A 17,172-nucleotide genomic window follows, 5' to 3' on the forward strand; every position below is an offset into this window, starting at 1 on the left:
CCTTAGGCCTCTTTAACAGCGGCAACAATTTTCTGGGCGGCGTCGTCGAGGTCATCGGCGGGGATGACGTTAAGGCCGGAATTCTTGATGATTTCCTTGCCCATTTCGACGTTCGTACCTTCGAGGCGCACAACCAGCGGCACAGCGAGGTTGGTCTCCTTCACCGCGGCGATCACGCCTTCGGCGATGACGTCACATTTCATGATGCCGCCGAAGATGTTCACGAGGATGCCCTTCACGTTCGGGTCCTTCATGATGATCTTGAAGGCCGCAGCGACCTTCTCGGCGTTTGCACCGCCGCCAACGTCACAGAAGTTGGCTGGCTCTTCGCCATAGAGCTTGATGATGTCCATCGTCGCCATGGCGAGGCCCGCGCCGTTGACCATGCAACCGATCGTGCCGTCGAGGGCGATATAGGCGAGGTCCCATTCGGAGGCCTCGATCTCTTTTTCGTCTTCCTCGGTCGTGTCCCGCAGCTCGACAATGTCAGGGTGGCGGAACAGGGCGTTGCCGTCAAAGCTGACCTTGGCGTCGAGCACGCGCAGACGGCCATTTTCCATGACGATCAGCGGGTTGATCTCGAGCATCGCCATGTCCTTCTCGATGAAGGCCTTGTAGAGGATCGGGAAGAGTTTCATGCCATCTTCGCGGGCCGCACCGTCCAGCTTCAGCGCGTCGCAGAGCTGCGCCGCATCGGCTTCGGTCACACCAGCCGTCGGGTCGATTGGCAGGGTGAGGATTTTCTCAGGCGTCTCGTGCGCAACTTCCTCGATGTCCATGCCGCCTTCAGTAGAGGCAACAAAGGCCGGACGGCCCGTGGCGCGGTCAACGAGAAGGGAGAGATAGAGTTCGCGGTCAATGTCGGCGCCGTCTTCAATGTAGAGGCGGTTGACCTGTTTGCCAGCATCGCTGGTCTGCGCGGTGACGAGGTGATTGCCCAGCATCGCCTTGGCGTGCTCCAGAACGTCTTCCTTGGAGAAGGCGAGGCGAACACCGCCCTTTTCGCCAGCTGCGGCTTCGATGAACTTGCCCTTGCCGCGTCCACCGGCATGAATTTGGGACTTCACGACCCAGAGCGGCCCCGGCAGCGTATCGACCGCCTTTTGCACATCATCGAGAGAAAGAACGGGTACGCCTTCTGCCACTGGAGCGCCGAAAGATTTCAGCACGGCCTTGGCCTGGTATTCGTGTATGTTCATGGAAACTTGCCTTGTCTGCCCTGGCTTGCGGAAAGAGCCGGCACAGGCCGGCCCGTTTGATTGTCCGCGCTATATAACAGTCTTGGCAGGCCCGTAAACCAGCTGAGTACTCAAGTCTGGACTCAGGTTTCGGCTTCCCGGTCCGGATTGCGCGGATCGAGTTCCACACTGGCCAGAGGCGTTGGCAGGATCGGGCTCCAATCCTCTTGCTGGTGCTCTTCCGGAGCTGCCCTTGCGGAAACCCGCCAGACCATGATCAACGCCAACAGGATGAGCAACAAGCCAGACAGACCGAACAGGCCTGTCGCACCTGCACCGCGCATGGCGATACCCGACAAAAGTGGCCCCACAATTGATCCACCGGCCCAAATGAAAAGCAGACCGGACATGACCTGCGGAATCTTTCCCTTGGGGGTTCGGTCAATGGCGTGGGCCACGCATAATCCAAAAAACGTCAACGCACCGGCGCCCCACACGACCAGCACCATCATCACGCCAACCTCTCCGAGGCTGCGTCCGAATATCGCGATCACCATCGCAGCCATGCCCGAAATGCCGCACAATACCGCGATCACCAATCGGCGCTCGATTCGGTCGGACAACCGCCCTGCAGGCCATTGAATGATGAAGCCGCCCAGCCACGCAGCCGCCAGGGCGGTTGCGGCAGCCGCCGTCCCTCCCCCGCCAATGGAGAAGCTTTCAAAATAGATCGGCAGCAAAGCGAGCGTACCGGTATTGATCACGCCCGCCAGCATCACCCCGATGACAGCCGCCGGAGCCAGTTTGTACAGGCGCCCAATCGGCATTGCCTTGCGATCCGGCGCTTCCGGCTGTTCCTGCTGTGTGAGGCAGATCGGCACGAGCGCCAAGGTCAGGAACAATGCGGCCCAGCTATACGCGCGGCTGTCGAGCGGCGACAGGCCGGCCACGAAGAACGGACCAATCATCAGCGAGAGTTTCGCGCCCATGTGATACAGGCCCATGACATTGCCGCGCGACTTGTCCGGCACGGCCTGACCCAACCAGCTCTCCACGCTCGTGAACATGTAGGCAAAACTGACACCCTGTACGATGCGTACGATGGCCCAGAAGCCGGGCTCATACCACAGGGACAAGGCAATGGACCCCGCCGAAGTGACTGCTGCGGCAGCAGCGAACAGGCGGATGTTGCCAAAGGAGGCAAGCGCTGCAGGTGCGGTCCATGCCCCCAGCATGAAGCCCGTCGCATAGAGCGCGGCGATGCCACCGATGAATTGGGGCGCCGTGCCCAGCGCTTCGAGCCCAAGCGGGGTCAACATGCTCAACAAGCCGCCCGCAATTTGCAGGATCATCACCGCCAGGATGAGGGCGAAGACATTGCGGGTATCGGTCATAATCTACAGGCGGCCTTTCCGTTGCCGCGTGGCATAGCTACCGGAATTGGGCGGTTGTTTGACGAACCGTCTCGCCTGCGGCGTTTTTTATCTCAAGATCGACAGACCCAGCGGCCCAATCGATGCCGATTGCACCATAATTGTCCTGCGAAAAGCCTTCGCCGACCTGTGCTGAGTCCATCTCGTCCGTCGTATCCTGGAACGACACATTCAGCGATGACGCCGTCAGCTCATAGGCCGGGTATGGCAGCGCCGTCTCACTGCGATAGAGGAAGGATGCGTGCCGGTCGCCTGACACGAACACCACGCCGTTCGCACCTGTCTCACTGATCAGACTGTAGAGGCGCTGCTGTTCGGCTGGCAGGCGCGACCAGCTTTCCCAGCCATGCCCATCGGTCGGCAAGACCTGGATCGACGAGACGATCAGGCGCAAATCCGCCGGCTTTTGCAGCTGGTTTTCCAGCCAGGTCCACTGGTCATTGCCCAGCATGTCCTGATTGGGATCGGAAGACTGGATATAACGCTCCTTGCCGGTCACGCCATACTCGTCTGTCGCGGTCAGCGGCGACCGGAAGAAGCGGGTATCCAGCATGATGATCTGGGTGCGCTGGCCTTCCGGGCCAAAGCTGCGCGCATAATAGGTGCCGGGCCAGGCGCCGACATCCATGTTCTCGATCCCCCAGAAGCGTTCGTGCACGCGCTCGGCAAGACGACGGAACGGAAATTCTCGGCCCGCATCATTGGCGCCATAGTCATGGTCGTCCCATGCCACCATCATCGGATGGCTTGCCCGCACGGCCTGAAAGTCGCTACGGGCGGCGAGATCGGCAAAACTCTCGCGAAGTTCGTCGAGCTCAGCCTGATTGGTGGCATAGCTCATGCCGTCCTTGTCGCCATAGACATTGTCGCCAATCATCAGGAAAAGGTCCGCGTCTTCGGCGGCGATGCGCTGCAATGTATCGGACGGTCCGGCTTCTTCCTCATCATGACAAGAGCCAACCAGCACGCGCGACAGGACAGAGTCTTTCGAAGGCAGCGGCAATCCGGCGGGCGCGGTCGGATAAAACTCTTCCGGCAATGTGCGGTAATAGGCGTCGAGCGCGTCTTCGGCATTCTGCGGCGCGCGCGTTATGCCCGGAATGGTGATCGGCCCCGGCGCCTGACACGCCGCGAGCCCTGCAACGACAATCGCACTGACAATACGTTTCATTCTACCCCTCCAAGGTACCTCTACCTGCAATAGGTGTAGCGGTCTTTGGAGGGGTCGGTAAGAGGCATATTCCGGTCAAACGCCGAAGAAGATCGACCACATCATGCGGCCCGGCAGGAAGGCAAACAGGCCGGCAACCAACATGCCCCCTGTGAACATTCCGGTCATTTCCTTGCGGTGCTTCGCAATGTCCTTTCGGCGCGCTGCAGCGATGCCCATGGGCAGGCCGATGATTGTCCAGGCTGACAGGCCATGGATCCAACTGAAGCTGTTGCCATTGAGGCCTGTCAGGAAGAAGGAACTGATCGCCGTGATCGCCATCGCCACAACCCAGGCATAGCCAAGCCGCTTGTGCAGCCCCCTGCCCTTCACGCCCATCATCAAAGCCGTGCCGATACCAAACGCGCTGAGCGCTCCCGCCAGGTGCATTTTTAGCACGACCGGCGACTCGACCAGACGCGCGGCATCCAGCCTGAACCGGATCGGAGGATTGTCCGCGCTTTTCAGGATCATCCAGCTGATCACCGCATAGGCGGCAAGGCCGATCAGGATCACGGTGCGGTTGCTGGGCCGTCTCAGCGACAGGCGGGGTAGTCCGGATGGCAGGGCAAAGGCAGGGCTTTTCATGGCAGGTCTCCTTGGCGACAGGCTTAGCGCAGCGTGACTGTGTGGACGGCGCCATCGGTCGGCAGGGCGAACGCGGCATCGCCGAAGCTTGGCGGGCCAAAGCGAACCGGCGCGTCATTGGAGAAACCATAGGGTTCTGTCGGAATACCGAAATTTCCACGCGCCAGTTCGCCGTCGCCATCTACGTCGTGAAACAGCTTCACACCGTATGTGCCGGGCTCCAGCCCTTCGAAGACGACAGAATCAGCGCCTTCTGAAACGTCGACACTGTCCGCCGCAACAGCATCATTCCCGGACCAGCCGCCTGCGTCGAAGATCGCAATGCGCAGCGCCCCGGTATTCTCGCCGATATTCTCCACCTTGAGTGTCAGGTCAGCGGCAGACGCCGAAACAGGCACAATGGCAATGGCGGCCAGGATCGATACGACTGTGTGGTTGATGTTCATTTGATGTCTCCATAGTGTGGGGGCGGTCGCCCCGTGGCGGGTGATGAAGACAGGGTGTGGCGCGGGCCGGATCGGCGCTACGCAGATTGCGCGGACGGGCTGGAATCCTTCGCCAAATACCTGCAAACCCATTCACGAAGCGCGAAATACACGGGATGAGACGATGGCATCAGCCCTGAAGGATATTGGAAAAACACTCGGCATCGTCACCCTGCTGGCGGCTGGCTTCACATGGTTCGGAGTCTATGGCACCGGCGGCTCTCTCAAACTCCGATTCCTGATGTGGTTCGTCACAATGCTGGTCGGGTCCGTCGCATCCTATTGGGTCGTACCCTTTGTCTTCCACACGCACATGAAGATGTCCCACCCGGCCCTGAGAATTGTGGCCGCGGCCGTCCTGCTTGCAATTCCGGTCACGATCTCACTCTGTATTTTCCTGGCTTTTCTGGGCGCGTCCATTTCCCTGGCGCAAATCCCCATCCAATTCGCCTATGTGCTGGCGATCTCGCTCGTCATCACGACGGGTGGTTTCCTCATTGATCGGGCCCGCCAACTGGCCGAGTTGGAAGACGCCGAACCGGAAGACCGGGTCGCGGGCTTCCTGTCGCGCCTGCCAGTGCGATATCGGGGGGCAGATCTTTGGGCCATCTCTTCGGAAGATCACTATCTGCGCGTTCATACAGACCGGGGAGAAGAACTGATCCTGATGCGGCTGGCCGATGCGATGCGAGAACTGGGCGAAGACAACGGCCTGCAGACTCATCGCTCATGGTGGGTCTCGCACAATGGCGTCGCCGATACGCGGCGCACCAATGGCAAACTGGTTCTCATCCTGAAATCCGGTCAGGAAGCACCGGTTTCGCGTACCTACCAGCCGAATGTCCGGGCTGCAGGCCTCGCCTAGCCCTTTCCGGTGCCTCGGCGTTTGTTGCAAATGGCATGGGCAAGACGGAGATTGCTGATCTCGTCCGACCCCTCATGCGCGCGCGGTATGATATGGTCGAATGTCGGCCGCCATTTCTTCCAGAGCGTGGAATGCGCCACATCGGCCCGGCTGGGGGGCATGGGCTTTCCACACAGGGCGCAGAGGCCGTCCTGATCTTCCCAAAGTTGCCGGAATCGCGGCGTGTCCGGCGGGGAAAAGGACTGGCTCACAGACCGTCTGGAACAGGCCAACCACGCCGGGCGCAGGCGGCCAGCACCGTGTTGCGCAACAGGCAGGCAATGGTCATGGGCCCGACCCCGCCCGGCACGGGCGTGATGTGACCCGCAACTTCCGCGCTGGCGGCATAGTCGGCATCGCCCACCAGACGCGTCTTCCCCTCGCCCTTTTCGGGCGCGTCGATCCGGTTGATCCCGACATCGATAATGGTCGCGCCGGGCTTCACCCAGTCGGCCTTGACCATTTGCGGACGTCCGACGGCAGGCACGAGAATGTCGGCCTCGCGGCACATGGCCGGCAGGTCCTTTGTGCGGCTGTGCGCGATGGTGACCGTGCAGTTCTCGGCCAGGAACAATAGCGCGGCCGGCTTGCCGACGAGAATAGAGCGACCAATCACGACGACATGTTTGCCGGAGAGGTCACTGCCCAGCGCGCGCTTGGCCAGGATCACACAGCCGGTCGGTGTGCACGGGCGCAGGCCCGGCTTGCCGAGCGTCAGGCGACCGGCAGACACTTCGGTCAGTCCGTCGACATCCTTGTCGGGGTCGATCTTCTCGATCGCCGCATCAGCATCGAGACCCTTGGGCAGCGGCAACTGCAGCAGGATGCCATCGACGCTTTGATCGGCATTCAGGGTTGCAATCAGGGTTTCGACATCGGCCTGGCTGGCCGTATCCGGCAGGCGGTGGTGCACGGAGACCATGCCAACCTCTTCGGTCTGGCGCACCTTGTTGCGCACATAGACCTGGCTCGCAGGGTCTTCCCCCACAAGGACCACAGCCAGTGAAGGCTGTCCGGGCAATTGGCTGACCGCTTTTGCCACGTCTGCGCGGACATCTGCCGCAACCGATTTTCCGTCAATTACCTGCGCGCTCATTGCCCTGATCCCCGGCCAGTTTCGCCGCCAGATCGGGCGGCCCGTCAATGTCGAGGCCTTTTAACCGGTTCTTTGGGCCCGTCACCACCCTGACCGCAGACTTTGGCACGCCCAGCCATTTCGCGATCAGTTTTTCAACCGCCGCATTGGCCTTTCCGCCTTCCGGCACGGCGCGCACACGAACCTTCAAATAGGTCCGGCCCGCAGCGTCTGTTTCCCATGTTTCGACCCGGTCGGCCGAGGCGTTCGGCTGAACGCGAACGATCAGCCTGTGCATGCGATCAGAACGGGACGATGCCGTAGCCGTAGCGCGCGATCACACGCTCGAGGAAGAAAATGATCAGCAGAACCACCATAGGCGTCAGGTCCAGCCCACCCATGGGCGGCAGGATGTTGCGGATCGGGCGGTAAACCGGCTCGGTAATACGCTGCAATCCACCCCAGACACTGCGTACGGTGGGGTTCTGGAGGCTCAGCACATTGAAACCGACCAGCCAGGACAAGACAGCCTGAATGATGATGATGAATGTGGCGATCCGCAGAACGACCATGATGAGATCAAGAATGGCGGCCATGGGGCGACGCTCCGATTTTTCTGTTGTTGCCTTCACTTAGGGTGATGCCCCTAGCTTGTGCAAGGCGTTCTCTCTAGCTTTGCCAGTTGGGAACACATTCCGTTTGGCAAGGCGGGCAAACACAAACAATTATAACAATTGCCGAGGGAGCCCGCTTGCATGACAGATCCGGACAGGCCGCTGCTTCCGCTCACCGGGGTCCAGAAAGCGATGATCGGCATTGCCATGGTGGCCATGGGCGCCGGCATGAGCATCAACTTCGTGGTCGTTGCCCCCCTCGCCCGCAAGGCTGGCCTGACCGAAATTCAGGTCGCGGGTATCCTGACCCTGTCTGCGGCCGTCTATGCGCTGCTCATTCCAACCTGGGGCCGGCTGGCTGACCGGTTCGGCCGCAAACGCGTCATGGTCTTCTCGCTGGCGGCCATGGGCCTGACCAACATGATCTTCGTGTTCGCCCTAAGCGCCGCGCTGGCAGGAGTCCTGACCGGGCTAACCGCCTTTTTCACACTTGTCTTCGTGCGCCTCTGGTTCGGCCTGTTGTCGCCCGGTCTGCAACCAGCCGCCATGGCCGCGATGACGGATGCCACCACGCCGCTCGACCGGGCCGGCGGGCTCGGCATGCTTGGCGCCTGTATGAGCATCGGATCCATCCTCGGCCCGGCAGGTGCCACCGTGCTCGCCCCGTTTGGGGCGCTGATGCCGATCTGGGGGACTATCGCCTTCAATCTGATCGTAGCGCTTGTTCTGGCAGTGGTTCTGCCCCCGACCAGGCCGCGCCCGAAATCAGCCAAACGCCCCACCCCACTCGCGGTGCGCGACCCGCGCGTCTTCCCGCACCTGCTTTTCCTGTTCACCTATTTCATCGGAATCGGAATCGTACAGCAGACGATCAGCTGGTTCATCGAAGATCGCTACCAGTTTGTGGACACAGCCAGCCGCTCTGCTGGCGAAGCCGTCGTGCTTCATTCTGGGATTGCCTTCGCCTGCATCGCTGCGGGCATGATCATGGTGCAGTTCGGCTTTGTTCAGCCGCGCAAACCCGATCCGCGACGCATCCTGCCCATTGGCCTCGCCATTGTGGCCATGGGCTATGTTTCAGCCGACCTCTTCTTCCCGTTCTGGTCGCTCGCACTCAGCTTCTTTGCTGTTGGGTGTGGTGCGGCGCTGGCCGTGCCCGCCGCCAATGCGCTGGGCAGCCTTTCGGTCTCTCGCGAGGAGCAAGGCTCAGCGGCAGCGCTGCTCGCGGCAGCGCCCCCGGCCGGCTTCATCTTCGGCCCCCTTATCGGGGCTATGCTGTACTCATTCATGCCGGAACTCCCGCTCTACGTATCGGCAGGCTTGGTCGGCACACTCGCCGTCTATGCCGTGATCGTGACGTCGAAACGCCCGCTTACACCATCGTGAAAGCATTGAGCTTGTTGCCATCCGGATCCCGGAAGTAAGCGGCATAGAACCCTTCATCGCCACGCGGTCCGGGTGCGCCTTCATCACTGCCGCCATTTGCCAGCGCGATCTCATACAGCTTGTGCACCTGATCCTTGTCCCTGGCCTGCAGCGCCACCATCGTGCCATTGCCGACAGTGGCAGGCTGTTTGTCGAATGGCAGGGTCGCCGCCACGCCTGCTGCACCGCCGGGCGTGCCCCAGGCGATGAATGTGTCGAAATCCATCATCCGCCCAGTGCCCATCTCGGCCGCAATGGCATCATAGAATTTCGCCGCGCGCTGCAGGTCTGACGTCCCGACTGTTACATACCCGATCATAAAGTCCCTCCCATCAATTGGACAGAATGGAACATAACAGGAACAGACGGGAGCGACAAGCCTTTACATGGCCGAGATGCCACCATCCACTTTCAGCTCGATTCCGGTGACGAGCTTCGACTCATCCGATGCGAGATAGAGCACCGCATAGGCGATATCGTCCGGCTCACCGACCTTGCCGAGCGGGATCTGGCGACCGAGCTTGGCGAGCGCTTCTTCCTCGCCGAACATTTCCTTCGTCCGGTCCAGGATCGGCGTATTGATGAAGACCGGATGCACCGAGTTACAGCGAATCTGGCCGCCCTTGGCGCAATGCAACGCGATGGATTTCGAGATATGCCGCACGGCCGCCTTGGCGGTGTTGTAGGAGACGTAGTTCGCACTCGCGATGATACCGGCAATGGACGAGATGTTGATGATCGAACCAAGCCCGTGCGCGCGCATCAGCGGAATGGCGTACTTGCAGCCGAGAAAAATGGAATCGACATCGACGGTCTGCACCTTCTTGAACATGTCGTAGTTTTCGTCTTCGACCGAGCCGAGCGAACCGATGCCGGCATTGTTGACCAGCACGTTCAGGCCGCCCATCGCATCATGCGCCGCTTGCAGCACTTCCTGCCATTGCGCCTCATTGGTCACGTCATGCTGCCAGGCAAAGGCCGTGCCTGCGCCATGTTCGTCATTGATCGAGGCGGCGACAGCTTCGGCCCCTGCCCCGTTCACATCCGTGACGGTCACCTTGGCGCCTTCGCGAGCCATCATGCGAGCCGTTGCCTCGCCCAGCCCCTGCGCACCGCCGGTGATAAATGCCTTCTTGCCCTGTACGCGACCCATGCCTGTCTCCTCCACTGTTTCAGGTTTTCCTACCCGTAACAGTGCACTCGAAACCGGGCCAGCTTGACCTTGGGAGAAGCGACAGTCCTGCCAGGAGGATCAGGAAAGTTTCGCGGCCAGTTCGTCCATGAACCGGGCCAGTTCAACGTCCTTTTCAGACACACCGTCCACATCATGCGTCGTCAGCGTAACCTCGACCTTGTTGTAGACATTGAACCATTCAGGATGATGGTCCATTTGCTCGGCTTTCAGTGCGACAGCCGACATGAAGCTCCAGGCCGTCTTGAAATCGGCCAGCCTGAACGTCTTCTCGATCGTATCGCGATCGCCGGCACCTTTTGCCCAGCCGTCCAGTTTTGAGAGCGCCGCATCTGCGCCAATCCTGTCTGTCATAGCTCAGTCCTCTGCATCCTGACCGAGTACATAATAGACCCATCGGCCATTGCCCGCGATGGCAGTGCGCATGCCAGGATAGCCTTCGCCCTGCCGTATCCGTTCAATTCCCTCTTCGCCAATCAGTTCCATGAGGCGTCGCCGGTCCTGGAAGGACAGTTTTTCCGGGATCAGGTCCTCAGCGTCACGCGCGGCAAGGTCTGGCCAGACATACCAGACTTCGCCATCAATCTCGCGCATGCCGGGAGGCAGTTCGAACAATTTGCGCAAGCTGCGGTTCGGATCGGCGCCAATCCGGCGCATCAGATCCCAATACTGCCGGTGCGGCGTACCGCCCAGATTGGAGACAAAGCCGTCATTCGCATTGGCCACCCGCGACAAACGGCTGAGCGATCCGGCTTTCGCATGCGACAATAGCTGGTCCCGCATCGCCTCTGCTTCTTCAGTCAGCACGACCGGCTCAGGCACCTGTGGCGGCTGCATCAGGGATTCATCCGGCACCAATGGCCGTTCCGGCTCGGCCGCAGGCGAGCACGCCGCCAGGAGCGCGGCCCCCAGCGCGCCGACGAGGGCGCTAGCCCAGTTCATACCCGGTCGCCGCCTGAAGGTCCGACAGCAATTGGTCTTCATTGAGCACCTTGATCGTTGTCATGCCCATATCGCGGGCCGGTTTCAGATTATGCCCGAGATCATCCAGATAGACACAGCTTGCCGGATCAACATCGAGCGTCTCGCACATCAGAGCATAGATTCGCGGATCGGGCTTGCGAATGCCGAGCTTGGAGCTTTCGATCACATGGTCGAACATGTCGAAGACCTTGGCCACGTCGCGTGCTTTTGCCTCGTCATTGGTCATCGAGGCGCCTTTGCCGACCGGCGCATTATTGGTGATGCAGCCAACCTTGCCCTTGGTCTTGCAGACGCTCAGCGCCTTGACCACGCGTGGCCGCAGCGAGCCGGACAATAGCGCCAGCACTTCCCCGCCGGGCACTTCATGCCCCATCGCCTTTGATTCCTCGCGGAACATGCCGTCGAACTCTGCCGCCGTGACGAGGCTCTGCTCGAGCTTGGCCCAGGCATTGTCCAGCGGATTGGTCGCATTGACCGTGCGGATGAAATCCTTTGGCAGGCCATGCGCGGCCTCGTAACGGGTGAAGGCGTCGAAGGGAGAGGTCGTGAATACGCCCCCGAAATCCCAGATTACAGCTTGGAATGTCTTTGTCATGCCAGCACCTCTACCCGCACCAGCGACGATTTCAAACCTTGAACATTACGGGCCGAGTTCTAGTGTGGCGGCGACTGCAACATATAAAGGGAGTTTCGTCTGATGGGCGTTCTGGAAGGCAAAGTGGTCCTCGTGACCGGCGGTGGTAATGGCATCGGCAAGGAAACCGCGCTGCTGGCGGCGCGCGAGGGCGCAAAAGTGGTCGTCAACGATCTGGGCGGCAGCCTGACCGGCGCCGATGAAGGCAGTGCAGGCCCGGCCGAAACCGTGGCTCAGGAAATCCGCAAGGCGGGCGGCGAGGCTGTCTCGAACTCGGAAAGCGTGACCGACATGAAAGCGGTCCAAGGCATGATCGAACAGGCCAAGGACGAGTTTGGCGCCCTGCACTCGATCATCAACCCGGCCGGCATCTTGCGGGACGGCATGTTCCACAAGATGAGCGAAGATGATTGGGACAGCGTCATCGACGTGCACCTGCGGGGCAGCTTCAACGTCACCCGCGCGGCCATCGAACTGTTCCGCGAAAAGGAAGACGGCAATTTCGTCCTCTTCACCTCCACATCCGGCCTGATCGGCAATATCGGCCAGGCGAACTATGCCGCCGCCAAGATGGGCATTGTCGGCCTGTCGCGCATCGTCGCCATGGAAGGCGCGCGCAAGAATGTCCGCTCCAATGTCATCGCGCCATTTGCCTGGACGCGCATGATCGCCTCCATCCCGGTCAAGGACGAAGCCGGCGCAGAGCGTGTCGAGCGGATGCGCCAGGGCATGCGGGCCGACCAGGTGGCACAGCTCGCCGTCGCCCTCTGCGCCGACAAGGCCAATGACGTGTCCGGACAGATTTTTGCCGTGCGCGGCAATGAAGTCGTGCTGTTCGACCAGCCGCGTCCGGTCAAGTCGCTGGCGCGTATGGAGGGCTGGACGCCGGAAAGCCTGCTCGAACAGGCCATGCCCGCCATGAAAGCCAACTTCTTCGACATGGGCGCCTCGGCCAGTGTCTTCCCCTACGACCCAGTCTAGGCGGATAGCGCTTGGCGGAAGATGGCGTCACCTACCAGAAATGCATCACCGGCGGTGATGGGGAAACCTATTGCCGTCCGGTGGATGCGACGGAAGCGACCGGACAAGCCACTCCGCCATCGGAGGATATCCTTCCGCCGGTAGAAGACGTCATTAATCCGCTACTCAAATGGATAGAGCCTGCTCGACCCTTTCTCGACGACCCAGCCGGCTGGCTTCAGACAAAGGCGCAACAGCCTGAATTTCTCTATCCCATCCTGATCCAGCTCGGCTGTATTATCCTGGCGCTCGCGCTGGGCGCCCTGCTCACCCCACCCTTCAAGCGCCTGATCACGGTCACGCTGCGACGCTTTGTCGAGCCGCCCCGCCGCGAAGGACTGGACGTCTTGCACAAGGCGGTTCGTCCGGCGCTCTGGTCCATCCTTCTGGGGCTTGCGGTCTCATTGCTCAGCTCCATTGACCACTCGCTGATCCTGGTTCGGACAGCCTTGTCACTCGCGATTGCCTGGCTTGCCATCCGCGTGACCATGACCTTCCTGCCGGAAGAATTGCGCGGTCTTGCATCATTCCTGACATGGACGTTCGCGATATTCTTCGCCCTCGGCGTCCTGCCGGATGTCATGAACTGGCTTTCGAGTATTGGTCCATCCTTCGGGAATCGGCGGATCAGCCCGGTCTTCATCTTCCAGGCCATCCTGACCGCCGCTGTCTTGCTGTTCATTGCAAACCGCGCCGCAAAATCGATGAAGCGGCGGGTCAATCACATCCCGAAAGTCGAACCGTCCATCCGCATTCTGATTGGCAATGCCATACAGATTGTCTTCATTGTGGCGGCTGCCCTGCTCACCCTCGCAGGGCTCGGCATTCCGCTCGGCGCGCTAACGGTCATCTCCGGTGCCATCGGCCTCGGCTTTGCCTTTGGTATGCAGAAAGTTGTCTCGAACTTTGTCTCCGGCATCGTCCTGCTCTCGGAGCGCTCGATCAAGCCGCAGGACGTGATCGAGGTCGGCGAGACGTTCGGCGTCGTGGAATCCCTCGGCCTGCGCTACACGTCGATCACGACGCAGGAAGGCAAGGAATTCCTGATCCCGAACGAAAAGCTGATGACCGATACGGTGATCAATTGGAGCTTTTCCAACAAGCGCGTGCGCATCCACAAGGAGTTGCGCATCGACTATACGTCCGACCTGGAAGAGGCGATTGCCATCGTCATCGCCGCCGCCAAGGCGACCGAGCGCGTGATCAGCTGGCCGCAACCCGTCTGCCTGGTCAAAGACTTCACCGATGAGTGCATTGTTCTGGAGATGCGCTTCTGGATCATCGACCCGGAAAATGGCACGGCCAATGTCGGCTCCAACATCCTGCGCGAAGTCTGGAAACGCTTCACCGAGAATGGCATGTCCGTGCCGCTGCGCCGCAAGGAGCTGTTCATCGAACCGGACTCCGCGCTCAAGGTCGAGATATCCCGCCCGAAGCGTACACCTGATCCGGCCCCCGCACCGGAACCGGAGGAAAATGAGCCGGAATCGAACACAATGAAACAGGATGAAACGAAAGCGCGACCGCCGGAAGCCGATTAAGACGGCGCGCTACTCGGGGGAGTCCTCACTGGCCGGGTCTTCAACCGGCTCCAGAGACCGCGGACGCAGATCGGTCGGCCCGCCATCCTGCGCTTCCGACTGGCTCGCTGCGGCTTCGGGCTCCAACGGCTCAGGTTCTTCCTCGATGGGTTCAGGAGATTGCCCGGCCTCGCCAAACCGTTCCTGCGCGCCTTCCAGAAACGCATCGAACTCATCGTCTTCCGGAGCCACTTCGGGCTCAACGGTTTCCGGCTCGATCGCTTCCGGCCCGGTCTCCGGTTCCGGCGGCAAATCCGGCAAGGGCTCTGGTTGCGGCGCGGGCTGGCCCTGTTGCGGCTGCGGGCGTGGTGGTGGCCGCGTATCGCCCAGCACACAGGCCGCGAGGCCCTGGCTGTGCACCACTCGCATGCGCGCCTGTAGCGTGCCGGCGCGTGTGTTGACATATGGCCCCGGCGGATCGACGCGCCATTTGTTCGGGCTCGGCAGAACGGCGGCCAGCAGTGCGGCCTCGCGCTCGCTCAGGTCTGCCGCGGACTTGCCGAACCGCGCCTGCGCGGCGGCCTCTGCGCCGAACAGGCCATCGCCCCATTCGGCGACATTCAGATAGGCTTCCATGACCCGGGCCTTGCCCCAGAACTTGTCGATGAACACTCCCATCCACATGTCGCCCAGCTTGCGCGGCACACCGCCCCCATTCCAGAGGAAGACATTCTTGGCGGTCTGCTGTGTGATCGTGGAGGCGCCGCGCGTGCGCTTGCCCTGACGGCGTTCATCCAGCGCCTTTTCAATCGCGGCACGGTCAATTCCATTATGCTCGCAGAAGCGGGAATCCTCCGCCGCGATGACCGCGCGCACAAGGTGAGGCGAAATCTCGGACAAGGGCACCGCATCGCGCCGTACCGTCTCGCCACCTGCCGCGCGCTGCACCATCAGCACCGTGCCCGGAATGGGCAGCCAGACCAGCGCCAGCGCATAGAGGTGAAACGCCACAAACAGGCCCGCCAGAATGCGCACCGCCCATGTCAGGAAGGTCCAGAAACCGCTCATCACTCTGTCATCCATTCCGCCAGAACGCCCGGATCCGTTTCCGGCTCCATCCGGACGGCCTTTTCCGTCGCAAATCGGGCACGATCAAGGCGGGCGAGCGCCCAGATAGCAGACCCACGTACCACCGACGCCGGATCATCCAGCAGCGGCAGCAGGCTGGCGACCAGCGCCCCCTCCCCTGAATTGCCGATGGCGATACAGACATTGCGCACGAACCGGTCCCGCCCGATCCGCTTGATGGGCGAACCGGAGAACACTTCCCGAAATGTGGCATCGTTCAGCGCGGCAAGTTCATCCAGCCCCGGCGCCTTGAGTTCGGGCCGTGCATGGAAGGCGATCTCGCTGGCGGCTTCGGCAAACTTGTTCCACGGACAGATGGCAAGGCAATCATCACACCCATAGATGCGGTTGCCCATCGCCGCGCGAAACTCTGCCGGGATTGGCCCGGCATGCTCGATGGTAAGATAGGAAATGCAGCGCCGCGCATCGAGTTGATAGGGCGCGGGAAACGCATTGGTCGGGCAGATGTCCTGACAGGCGCGGCACGAACCGCAATGATCCGCCTCCGGTTGATCAGGTTCCAGTTCCGCGGCGGTCAGCATCACACCCAGGAAAAACCAAGACCCCAGTTCGCGGCTGACCAGATTGGTGTGCTTGCCCTGCCAGCCGAGCCCGGCCTTTTCGGCCAGCGGCTTTTCCATCAGAGGCGCGGTATCGACAAAGACTTTCACCTCAGCTCCGGTCTCGGCCACGAACTCCCGGGCGAGCTGTTTCAGCCGCTTCTTCAACGTGTCGTGATAGTCCCTCCCCCGTGCGTAGACGGAGATGTTACCAAGCGCCTTCTGTTCCAGAGTGTGGAGCGGATCATGGTCCGGGCCGTAATTGAGCGCGACGACGACGGCAGATTTGGCATCCGGCCACATCGCAGTCGGCGCCTTGCGCCGCTCCAGCGTCGTCTCCATCCAGTCCATGCTGCCATGATGGCCAGCTTCTACGAATGCTTCCAGCCGGTCGCCTGCGTCCCACGCCTCATCCGCCCGCGCTATCGCCACGTCATCAAAGCCAAGCGACCGGGCGAGGTGCTTGACGCGGATGTGGAGGGGATCAGGCAAGGTCTAGAAATCCAAATCGGTATAGTGCGCTACGGGCCGCACCGCCTGCAACCGGTCGGCCAGCAAGGGCCTGAAGCTCGGACGCGACTTGATCCGGGCATACCAGTCTTTCAGCTCCGGCACAGCATTCCATTCGACATCGCCGAAATAGTCATAGGCAGACAAGTGCGCCGCTGCAGCCAGATCGGCCAGGGTGAGCTCCCGGCAGGCAAGATAGCCATTCAGCTCCAGCAGGCCATTCAGGAAGGTCAGACGTCCGCGCAGCGCATGCGCCCCCCGGCGCAAACGCGCTGAATCCGGGTGCCGATCGCGGCGCACCCATTGCATCACGCGCTCGGTCAGCAGTGTATCGGTAACCTCTTCACACGCAGCTTCAATCCAGGCCCACAGGCGTCGGACTTCAGCGCGCGCCGCCGGATCTGATGGCAACAGGCCCCGTCCGCTGGAGGTCTCTTCAAGATACTCGCATATGGCGCGCGTGCCGCAGGCAAACATGCGCGGCTCGCTGTCGATCTCAACCAAAGCGGGCGCAACAGCCCCATGTGCGAGGCGGGGCACGTCCGGATGAGCTGACCAGGGCGGCGATTCCAACGCCTCGAATCCCTCGTCTTTCTCGCCCAAGGCGAGGCGGACCAGCCGTCCGGCCGGATCAAGAGGCCAATGGTAGAGCCGTTTCATGGGTTCAACTTCTCATGGCATCACTGAAAGGGGTGTTAAATTCAGCTGCATC

General features: G+C 61.2%; 21 protein-coding genes. 4 read left to right on the forward strand and 17 right to left on the reverse strand.

From position 1 onward, the window contains the following. Positions 1-2: 2 nt before the first annotated feature. From sucC to B3527_RS11540, 5 genes are all read right to left on the reverse strand, one after another. Complete coding sequence (gene sucC / locus B3527_RS11520; protein WP_206991343.1) at positions 3-1,199, reverse strand: ADP-forming succinate--CoA ligase subunit beta; 1,197 nt, start codon at positions 1,197-1,199, stop codon at positions 3-5. Positions 1,200-1,321: 122 nt separating this feature from the next. Next, positions 1,322-2,572, reverse strand: a complete 1,251-nt coding sequence (locus B3527_RS11525) for an MFS transporter (protein ID WP_290479964.1) — start codon at positions 2,570-2,572, stop codon at positions 1,322-1,324. A 37-nt stretch (positions 2,573-2,609) separates the two neighbouring features. Continuing rightward, the gene (locus tag B3527_RS11530) at positions 2,610-3,782 is read right to left on the reverse strand and encodes an alkaline phosphatase D family protein (RefSeq protein ID WP_290479965.1); all 1,173 of its coding nucleotides are present in this window, start codon (positions 3,780-3,782) and stop codon (positions 2,610-2,612) included. A 75-nt stretch (positions 3,783-3,857) separates the two neighbouring features. Continuing rightward, complete coding sequence (locus tag B3527_RS11535) at positions 3,858-4,409, reverse strand: DUF2306 domain-containing protein (protein ID WP_290479966.1); 552 nt, start codon at positions 4,407-4,409, stop codon at positions 3,858-3,860. A 23-nt stretch (positions 4,410-4,432) separates the two neighbouring features. Then, positions 4,433-4,855, reverse strand: a complete 423-nt coding sequence (locus tag B3527_RS11540; protein ID WP_290479967.1) for a DUF2141 domain-containing protein — start codon at positions 4,853-4,855, stop codon at positions 4,433-4,435. A gap of 163 nt (positions 4,856-5,018) precedes the next feature. Between B3527_RS11540 and B3527_RS11545 the strand changes: the two genes are divergently transcribed. Further along, the gene (locus tag B3527_RS11545) at positions 5,019-5,759 is read left to right on the forward strand and encodes a LytTR family DNA-binding domain-containing protein (protein WP_290479968.1); all 741 of its coding nucleotides are present in this window, start codon (positions 5,019-5,021) and stop codon (positions 5,757-5,759) included. Here the strand turns inward: B3527_RS11545 and B3527_RS11550 are convergent. From B3527_RS11550 to B3527_RS11565, 4 genes are all read right to left on the reverse strand, one after another. Next, positions 5,756-5,920 (reverse strand): HNH endonuclease, encoded by a 165-nt coding sequence (locus B3527_RS11550; RefSeq protein ID WP_242517395.1) that lies wholly within the window; start codon positions 5,918-5,920, stop codon positions 5,756-5,758. The genes B3527_RS11545 and B3527_RS11550 overlap by 4 nt on opposite strands. Before the next feature lie 86 nt (positions 5,921-6,006). Next, positions 6,007-6,894 (reverse strand): bifunctional methylenetetrahydrofolate dehydrogenase/methenyltetrahydrofolate cyclohydrolase FolD, encoded by an 888-nt coding sequence (gene folD, locus B3527_RS11555; protein WP_206991349.1) that lies wholly within the window; start codon positions 6,892-6,894, stop codon positions 6,007-6,009. Then, positions 6,875-7,171 (reverse strand): DUF167 family protein, encoded by a 297-nt coding sequence (locus B3527_RS11560; protein WP_206991350.1) that lies wholly within the window; start codon positions 7,169-7,171, stop codon positions 6,875-6,877. Before B3527_RS11560 ends, folD begins: the two co-directional genes overlap by 20 nt. A gap of 4 nt (positions 7,172-7,175) precedes the next feature. After that, entirely contained in the window at positions 7,176-7,469 is a 294-nt protein-coding gene (locus B3527_RS11565; protein ID WP_034810489.1) for a YggT family protein, read from the reverse strand. Positions 7,470-7,628: 159 nt separating this feature from the next. Here B3527_RS11565 and B3527_RS11570 point away from each other — a divergent pair, with 159 nt between their 5' ends. Further along, the gene (locus tag B3527_RS11570; RefSeq protein ID WP_242517396.1) at positions 7,629-8,873 is read left to right on the forward strand and encodes an MFS transporter; all 1,245 of its coding nucleotides are present in this window, start codon (positions 7,629-7,631) and stop codon (positions 8,871-8,873) included. Here the strand turns inward: B3527_RS11570 and B3527_RS11575 are convergent. The 5 genes from B3527_RS11575 to B3527_RS11595 form a co-directional block, all read right to left on the reverse strand. Then, a complete protein-coding gene (locus B3527_RS11575; RefSeq protein WP_034810488.1) occupies positions 8,860-9,231 on the reverse strand; it encodes a VOC family protein in 372 nt (123 codons plus the stop codon). The two genes, B3527_RS11570 and B3527_RS11575, sit on opposite strands and share 14 nt — an antisense overlap. Positions 9,232-9,294: 63 nt before the next feature. Next, positions 9,295-10,065 carry an SDR family oxidoreductase gene (locus B3527_RS11580; protein ID WP_206991351.1) on the reverse strand — a complete coding sequence of 257 codons (771 nt, stop codon included), beginning with the start codon at positions 10,063-10,065 and terminating at the stop codon, positions 9,295-9,297. A gap of 99 nt (positions 10,066-10,164) precedes the next feature. Further along, positions 10,165-10,458 (reverse strand): 4a-hydroxytetrahydrobiopterin dehydratase, encoded by a 294-nt coding sequence (locus B3527_RS11585; protein ID WP_290479970.1) that lies wholly within the window; start codon positions 10,456-10,458, stop codon positions 10,165-10,167. Positions 10,459-10,461: 3 nt separating this feature from the next. Beyond that, positions 10,462-11,046, reverse strand: a complete 585-nt coding sequence (locus B3527_RS11590; RefSeq protein WP_206991353.1) for a hypothetical protein — start codon at positions 11,044-11,046, stop codon at positions 10,462-10,464. Beyond that, positions 11,033-11,683 carry an HAD-IA family hydrolase gene (locus tag B3527_RS11595; protein ID WP_206991354.1) on the reverse strand — a complete coding sequence of 217 codons (651 nt, stop codon included), beginning with the start codon at positions 11,681-11,683 and terminating at the stop codon, positions 11,033-11,035. Before B3527_RS11595 ends, B3527_RS11590 begins: the two co-directional genes overlap by 14 nt. 102 nt (positions 11,684-11,785) lie before the next feature. Between B3527_RS11595 and B3527_RS11600 the strand changes: the two genes are divergently transcribed. Both B3527_RS11600 and B3527_RS11605 read left to right on the forward strand, forming a co-directional pair. After that, positions 11,786-12,703, forward strand: a complete 918-nt coding sequence (locus B3527_RS11600) for an SDR family NAD(P)-dependent oxidoreductase (protein WP_206991355.1) — start codon at positions 11,786-11,788, stop codon at positions 12,701-12,703. Positions 12,704-12,714: 11 nt separating this feature from the next. After that, positions 12,715-14,283, forward strand: coding sequence for a mechanosensitive ion channel domain-containing protein (locus B3527_RS11605; protein ID WP_290479971.1), 1,569 nt, complete (start codon positions 12,715-12,717; stop codon positions 14,281-14,283). A 9-nt stretch (positions 14,284-14,292) separates the two neighbouring features. On the opposite strand, the gene mtgA is transcribed toward B3527_RS11605, so the two are convergent. The 3 genes from mtgA to B3527_RS11620 are packed head-to-tail and all read right to left on the reverse strand — an operon-like array spanning position 14,293 to position 17,120. After that, a complete protein-coding gene (gene mtgA, locus B3527_RS11610; protein WP_290479972.1) occupies positions 14,293-15,330 on the reverse strand; it encodes a monofunctional biosynthetic peptidoglycan transglycosylase in 1,038 nt (345 codons plus the stop codon). After that, positions 15,330-16,442 (reverse strand): tRNA epoxyqueuosine(34) reductase QueG, encoded by a 1,113-nt coding sequence (gene queG, locus B3527_RS11615; protein WP_242517398.1) that lies wholly within the window; start codon positions 16,440-16,442, stop codon positions 15,330-15,332. Before queG ends, mtgA begins: the two co-directional genes overlap by 1 nt. 3 nt (positions 16,443-16,445) lie before the next feature. Next, positions 16,446-17,120: a glutathione S-transferase family protein gene (locus tag B3527_RS11620; protein ID WP_206991358.1), complete on the reverse strand. Its 675-nt coding sequence runs from the start codon at positions 17,118-17,120 to the stop codon at positions 16,446-16,448. Positions 17,121-17,172 lie beyond the last annotated feature (52 nt).

Source organism: Hyphomonas sp. UBA4505 (genome assembly GCF_002388685.1).
In the GTDB taxonomy this organism is placed as follows: domain Bacteria; phylum Pseudomonadota; class Alphaproteobacteria; order Caulobacterales; family Hyphomonadaceae; genus Hyphomonas.

What these genes read in the sequence shown, in the direction of transcription:
- B3527_RS11580 (WP_206991351.1), bottom strand. Translation starts at nt 10,065, where the DNA reads ATGGGTCGCGTACAGGGCAAGAAGGCATTTATCACCGGCGGTGCGCAG.
- B3527_RS11620 (WP_206991358.1), bottom strand. Translation starts at nt 17,120, where the DNA reads ATGAAACGGCTCTACCATTGGCCTCTTGATCCGGCCGGACGGCTGGTC.
- B3527_RS11565 (WP_034810489.1), bottom strand. Translation starts at nt 7,469, where the DNA reads ATGGCCGCCATTCTTGATCTCATCATGGTCGTTCTGCGGATCGCCACA.
- B3527_RS11540 (WP_290479967.1), bottom strand. Translation starts at nt 4,855, where the DNA reads ATGAACATCAACCACACAGTCGTATCGATCCTGGCCGCCATTGCCATT.
- B3527_RS11535 (WP_290479966.1), bottom strand. Translation starts at nt 4,409, where the DNA reads ATGAAAAGCCCTGCCTTTGCCCTGCCATCCGGACTACCCCGCCTGTCG.
- B3527_RS11590 (WP_206991353.1), bottom strand. Translation starts at nt 11,046, where the DNA reads ATGAACTGGGCTAGCGCCCTCGTCGGCGCGCTGGGGGCCGCGCTCCTG.
- B3527_RS11570 (WP_242517396.1), top strand. Translation starts at nt 7,629, where the DNA reads ATGACAGATCCGGACAGGCCGCTGCTTCCGCTCACCGGGGTCCAGAAA.
- B3527_RS11595 (WP_206991354.1), bottom strand. Translation starts at nt 11,683, where the DNA reads ATGACAAAGACATTCCAAGCTGTAATCTGGGATTTCGGGGGCGTATTC.
- B3527_RS11600 (WP_206991355.1), top strand. Translation starts at nt 11,786, where the DNA reads ATGGGCGTTCTGGAAGGCAAAGTGGTCCTCGTGACCGGCGGTGGTAAT.
- B3527_RS11545 (WP_290479968.1), top strand. Translation starts at nt 5,019, where the DNA reads ATGGCATCAGCCCTGAAGGATATTGGAAAAACACTCGGCATCGTCACC.
- B3527_RS11560 (WP_206991350.1), bottom strand. Translation starts at nt 7,171, where the DNA reads ATGCACAGGCTGATCGTTCGCGTTCAGCCGAACGCCTCGGCCGACCGG.
- B3527_RS11575 (WP_034810488.1), bottom strand. Translation starts at nt 9,231, where the DNA reads ATGATCGGGTATGTAACAGTCGGGACGTCAGACCTGCAGCGCGCGGCG.
- sucC (WP_206991343.1), bottom strand. Translation starts at nt 1,199, where the DNA reads ATGAACATACACGAATACCAGGCCAAGGCCGTGCTGAAATCTTTCGGC.
- B3527_RS11525 (WP_290479964.1), bottom strand. Translation starts at nt 2,572, where the DNA reads ATGACCGATACCCGCAATGTCTTCGCCCTCATCCTGGCGGTGATGATC.
- B3527_RS11530 (WP_290479965.1), bottom strand. Translation starts at nt 3,782, where the DNA reads ATGAAACGTATTGTCAGTGCGATTGTCGTTGCAGGGCTCGCGGCGTGT.
- folD (WP_206991349.1), bottom strand. Translation starts at nt 6,894, where the DNA reads ATGAGCGCGCAGGTAATTGACGGAAAATCGGTTGCGGCAGATGTCCGC.
- mtgA (WP_290479972.1), bottom strand. Translation starts at nt 15,330, where the DNA reads ATGAGCGGTTTCTGGACCTTCCTGACATGGGCGGTGCGCATTCTGGCG.
- B3527_RS11585 (WP_290479970.1), bottom strand. Translation starts at nt 10,458, where the DNA reads ATGACAGACAGGATTGGCGCAGATGCGGCGCTCTCAAAACTGGACGGC.
- B3527_RS11550 (WP_242517395.1), bottom strand. Translation starts at nt 5,920, where the DNA reads ATGCCCCCCAGCCGGGCCGATGTGGCGCATTCCACGCTCTGGAAGAAA.